Source organism: Streptomyces sp. NPDC059861 (genome assembly GCF_042731435.1).
Classification (GTDB): Bacteria; Actinomycetota; Actinomycetes; order Streptomycetales; family Streptomycetaceae; genus Streptomyces.
This window is the reverse complement of record NZ_JBHWJQ010000085.1, coordinates 1-4,423: the sequence shown is the minus strand read 5'-3', so window position 1 is coordinate 4,423 and position 4,423 is coordinate 1. Positions and strand designations below refer to the sequence as shown.

Below are 4,423 nucleotides of genomic sequence, written 5' to 3'. Positions count from 1 at the left end.
ACCCCGGACAGCTTGGGAAAGAAACAACAGAGTTTCCCGCACCCCGCCGACCTGCGGTTTCTCCGGACGGGGTGGATGGGGAGAGCCCGAGAGGCGACAGCCTCTCGGAAGGGCAGTCGCGAAGCGACGCCGCCCGCTTGCGCAAAGCGGCGCGGTACACCCGGCGCCGGACCCTATGGCGGATCACCGGCGACTCCGCGTGCAAGGGCTGCGGCCGGGCCCTGATGGACCCCGCGTCCGGCGTGATCGTCGCCCAGACCGCTGCCGGAACCTCCGTGGTCCTCGGCCTCATGCGGTGCGGGCGGATCTGGCTCTGCCCGGTCTGCGCCGCCGTGATCCGCCACCGCCGCGCCGAGGAGATCACCCAGGCCGTGGTCACCTGGCTCCAACAGGGCGGGACCGCCTACCTGGTGACCTTCACCGCCCGCCACGCGTACAAGGACGCGCTCGCCGACCTCATGGACGCTCTCCAGGGCACCCGCAAAACCGAGGACACCCCCCGGCGCCCCGGCGCCTACCAGCGGCTCATCACGGGCGGCACGTGGGCCGGACGGAAGGTCAGCGACGGCTGCCGGGCGAAGGACCAGGAGGGCATCCGCGACCGGATCGGCTACCTCGGGATGATCCGCGCGACGGAGGTGACCGTGGGTCAGGCCCACGGCTGGCACCCGCACATCCACGCGATCGTCCTCGTCGGCGGCCGGACCACCGGAGAGAAGGCGGCCAAGAGGATCACGGGCGCCTTCACGCCTGCCGAGGACCGGCTCACCGAGTGGGAAGACCACTGGCGCGCGACCTGGACCCGCACCCTCCAGGGCATCAATCCGAAGTTCCGGCCGACGGACGACTGCGAACGGGCCGACTGCCCGTGCGAGGGCAAGGGCCACGGCGTCGACTTCAAGCGGCTGCACACCGAGCGCGACGCGAACGACCTCGCCGAGTACATCGCCAAGACGCAGGACGGCAAGGCGCCGGCGCTCGAACTCGCCCGCGCCGACCTGAAAACCGCGGGCGGCGAGAACGTCACGCCGTTCGAACTCCTCGGCCGGATCGGAGACCTGACCGGAGGCGTTCCCGAGGACGACGCCCAGGGACAGGGCTCGCTGGAGTGGAACCTGGCGAAGTGGCACGAGTACGAGCGCGCGACCAAGGGCCGCCGCGCGATCGAGTGGACCCGCTACCTGCGCTCGATGCTCGGCATCGACGGCGGCGACACCGACGAAGACAACCTCGACTTGCTCGCGGCGGCCGACGCCGAGGGCGGCGAACTCCGCGCGGGCGTCCGCGTCACCGAGGACGGCTGGCACGCGGTCGCGAGGAAGGCCCTCGACCTGGAGGCGACGCAGGCCGCCGAGGGCACCGACGGCAACACCGACCCGGCCGCCATGGCTGCCCGCGTCCGTGAGGTCCTGGCGCTCGCCGACGTCGCCGACGAGGTCGTCGTTCTCGGTCCGCAGGACGTCGTGGACGCGTACGCCGAGATGCTCGAAGCCCTCGCCCGCCGACGCGAGGAAGCAGCTGCACGACGTCGCCGCGAAGCCGAGGAGAACGACGACCAGGAGGACGACGCCGACGACCGCGAACGTGCCGTCTGGCACATCGCCCGACGCCTCGCCCAGCCGCAGAACTGATATCAGTCCGGCATAACTCGCTGCCGGAATCTGATGCCGACACGGGTCCGGGGCGCCGGCGCTTTCGCGCGACAGCGAGGGGCGCCGGATCCCCTCTCCGGGCCGCCGCGCGTCACCGTCCCCACCGCCAATTTCAGGTGGGGACGTGACGGAGGCGGGCAGTAGAGGGGATGTCAGCGAAAACGGACACCCCCACCACGCGTGGTGACCTGCACAGACGGGGTCGGCCGGAATCCGGTAAGGGCAGCAGAAGTCGCAACAGATGCCGCAGCAGATGCCGCAGGAGATGGCGCAAGAGCTGTCGCAAGCCGCCGCCCGGCCGACCGCGAAACTGGGCCCAATGACCCACAACTCGCTGCCGGAATCTGCGCCCCGCAGGACACGCCCAGCGCAGCGACCGACCGGCACGGCGGACCGATCAGATATCTGATCGCTTAGCTTGCTCCCCTGCCCGTGCCCGGGCCCGACGTCGCCCCCGACGCTCGGCCTAACGTTCCAATAGGCCACAACTGGCTGCCCGGATCTGATGTCAACGACGGCCGCCCGCGACCGGTCGGTAGCGACTCAGAGCTTGCCGTCGTCCTCCTCGCCGGCGCCGACTTCGGCACTGAGATCGAGGACAAGGTCTAGTGCTGCAAGAAGAACTCGGAGATGTTCTTCGCGAAGCAGGTCCAGTACCTGAGGTACCGGAAATCGGACCGCAGCCGTTTCGCTCCAGGGGCGAAGATGTATCTCAGGCGGCGTCCCCTGCCAGGTGAGTTTCGAGGGTGTCCTCCGCGGCCCGTTCACCAGCGCTTAGACCGGCCGAACGACCTGCTCAACGTCCTAGAGACGGACCCGAAGTTCGACTGCTCGATGTTCGTCGACAGGGCCGGTCAGCGGAAGTATCCGTCCAGTGACCCTCGGTCACGTGGTGCGCGTCACCGAAGGGTTCATGTGAGGACTTTCGATCTGCTGGCGGCCTCATGACCCCCCTACATGAAGTGCCTGTCACCAACCTCGTGAGCTGAGCATCCGACATGAAGCAGCAGGTCAGGGCCACTTAGGCGCTTTTATGCGTGTGCGTGATTCCGTTGGCATTGTGGCGGCTCCGCTCGCGCTGCGTAGGCTTCTCCCTGACCGGCAGCACCGGAGTCCGAACGAGGCCCTTCGAGGACGAGTTCGACGCCGACCGCGCCAACGGGTTTCCGGTCGCCGTGTAGTCCGACAGCCCTCGAACACCTGGAGGCAAAAAAACAGCGGTCCCCTGCGCCAACAGGGGACCGCCTGTGTAGTCCGACAGCCCTCGCCCGACCGAGTTGGATCTCAAGTACAAGGAGAAGAACCATCAAAGACGTTCCCGAGCCTAAGCTCCGCGACGGCCTGCCGTCGAGCGGGCTCACGCGACAAATGGCGCATTACGAAGCTTGTGCGACATTCATTCCGGCTCCGTTCGACAGGCGAGCGCAGGGTGTCACGTACGGGGTGACGGGCCGATGACCCTGTTCACGATCGTCGCGATGTCCCTCGCGGGCGTCGCCGTGTACTGGGCGTACAAGAACCCGAAGCTGGGTGCGTCGCTCCTGGTTGGTGCCGGGATTCTTGCCGCGGTCTATCTGATCGGACAGCAGGATGCCTCGCAGGCTCCGCTTCAGGCGCCGGCGCCTGCCGCGTCCTCTTCTGTTCCGGCGGTAGCAGGCCCGCCCCCCAGCCCGTCCGTCAGTTCAAGCGGTCAGGCCCCCTCCGCGCGGCCGGAGGTTCAGTCTCTGGAGTGAACGCCCCGTCGTGTCCCGCATCCGCAACCGGGGACGCCGACGGCGACCAGCCCAGCTCACGTGAGCGGCAGGTCGCCGTCTCCTCTCGCTGCCCCGATCCGTCGCGAAACTGGGCCCAGTTCGCTCCACCTTGCTGCCCCGGTCTATGCCGCCGGACCCGACCCGAGCGTCCGTCGGTCGGGCCGCGCGGCGGCCACCTCCTGGTGCTCCGCGTCGTCCTCGAGGAGCTGTTCGCGGTCGACGTGCTCAACGGGCAGCAGCCGCGGGGCGGTCGACGTCGTCGTGCTCCTGGCGGTGGTCGACGGACCGGTGCCCAGTGGGCGGCGCGTGGTGCTCATGCCGCCAGTCTCCCGGTCGGCCACCCTTCGCCGACGCCATGCCGGGGCGTCGGCGCTTTCGCCGCACGGCGCGAGCCGGGCGGACGGCCCACCGCCACGCACCCGATCCCCTCGCCCGGCCGCCGCCACCACCCACCCCCCACCCTTCTCTTTCGTCTTGCTTGGGGCGGCAGGGGGCCGTAGAGGGGATGTCGGCACAAGTGGAAGCGCCCGACCACGCGGCTCTACCTGCGACAACGCAGGCCGTCGGAATGAGGAGTGCGCAACCTGGTGCGCAACCTCCCGTGCAACCCGACCACGGGGCGACCGCGCACCCGACCACAGACCCGACCACGGACACCGGTGGCCCCGTTGGTGGGCCCCACCGAAACCCCCACCACTGCCCCCACCGGTGCCGCGACAGGGACTTGCGAGGCTTGCCCACCGGTCCGGCACAGTGATCCCGGGCTGTTCCCCCGGGGAACACCCCGCCGCGATCTGTTCCCCCGGGGAACACCTGCGGATCGGAATGCAAGGGTGTGCCGCTCGATCACTGATAGCGCTTCGTCACGCACTGAGGTACCAAGCCCCCCTCCGGACAACGGACGGGGGCTTTTCTCTGCCCCGGTCCTGTCCTTCTTCGCCTGAGTCCGGCGAAGGAGTGAGGACTTGCGCGGCTTGGGCCCCGCTCCCTCAACGTCACCACCGCCCCGGCCTGTCC

Annotated in this window: 3 protein-coding genes; 2 read left to right on the top strand and 1 reads right to left on the bottom strand. The window is 69.2% G+C overall.

Translation table 11 applies throughout. The features are described from left to right. The first annotated feature begins 137 nt into the window (after positions 1-137). A complete protein-coding gene (locus ACFV6X_RS35420) occupies positions 138-1,631 on the top strand; it encodes a hypothetical protein (protein ID WP_380393911.1) in 1,494 nt (497 codons plus the stop codon). Positions 1,632-3,106: 1,475 nt separating this feature from the next. Further along, the gene (locus ACFV6X_RS35415) at positions 3,107-3,385 is read left to right on the top strand and encodes a hypothetical protein (RefSeq protein WP_377541237.1); all 279 of its coding nucleotides are present in this window, start codon (positions 3,107-3,109) and stop codon (positions 3,383-3,385) included. 143 nt (positions 3,386-3,528) lie between these two features. On the opposite strand, the gene ACFV6X_RS35410 is transcribed toward ACFV6X_RS35415, so the two are convergent. Beyond that, entirely contained in the window at positions 3,529-3,723 is a 195-nt protein-coding gene (locus ACFV6X_RS35410; RefSeq protein ID WP_377536168.1) for a hypothetical protein, read from the bottom strand. Between the last annotated feature and the right edge of the window lie 700 nt (positions 3,724-4,423).

What these genes read in the sequence shown, in the direction of transcription:
- ACFV6X_RS35415 (WP_377541237.1), top strand. Translation starts at nt 3,107, where the DNA reads ATGACCCTGTTCACGATCGTCGCGATGTCCCTCGCGGGCGTCGCCGTG.
- ACFV6X_RS35410 (WP_377536168.1), bottom strand. Translation starts at nt 3,723, where the DNA reads ATGAGCACCACGCGCCGCCCACTGGGCACCGGTCCGTCGACCACCGCC.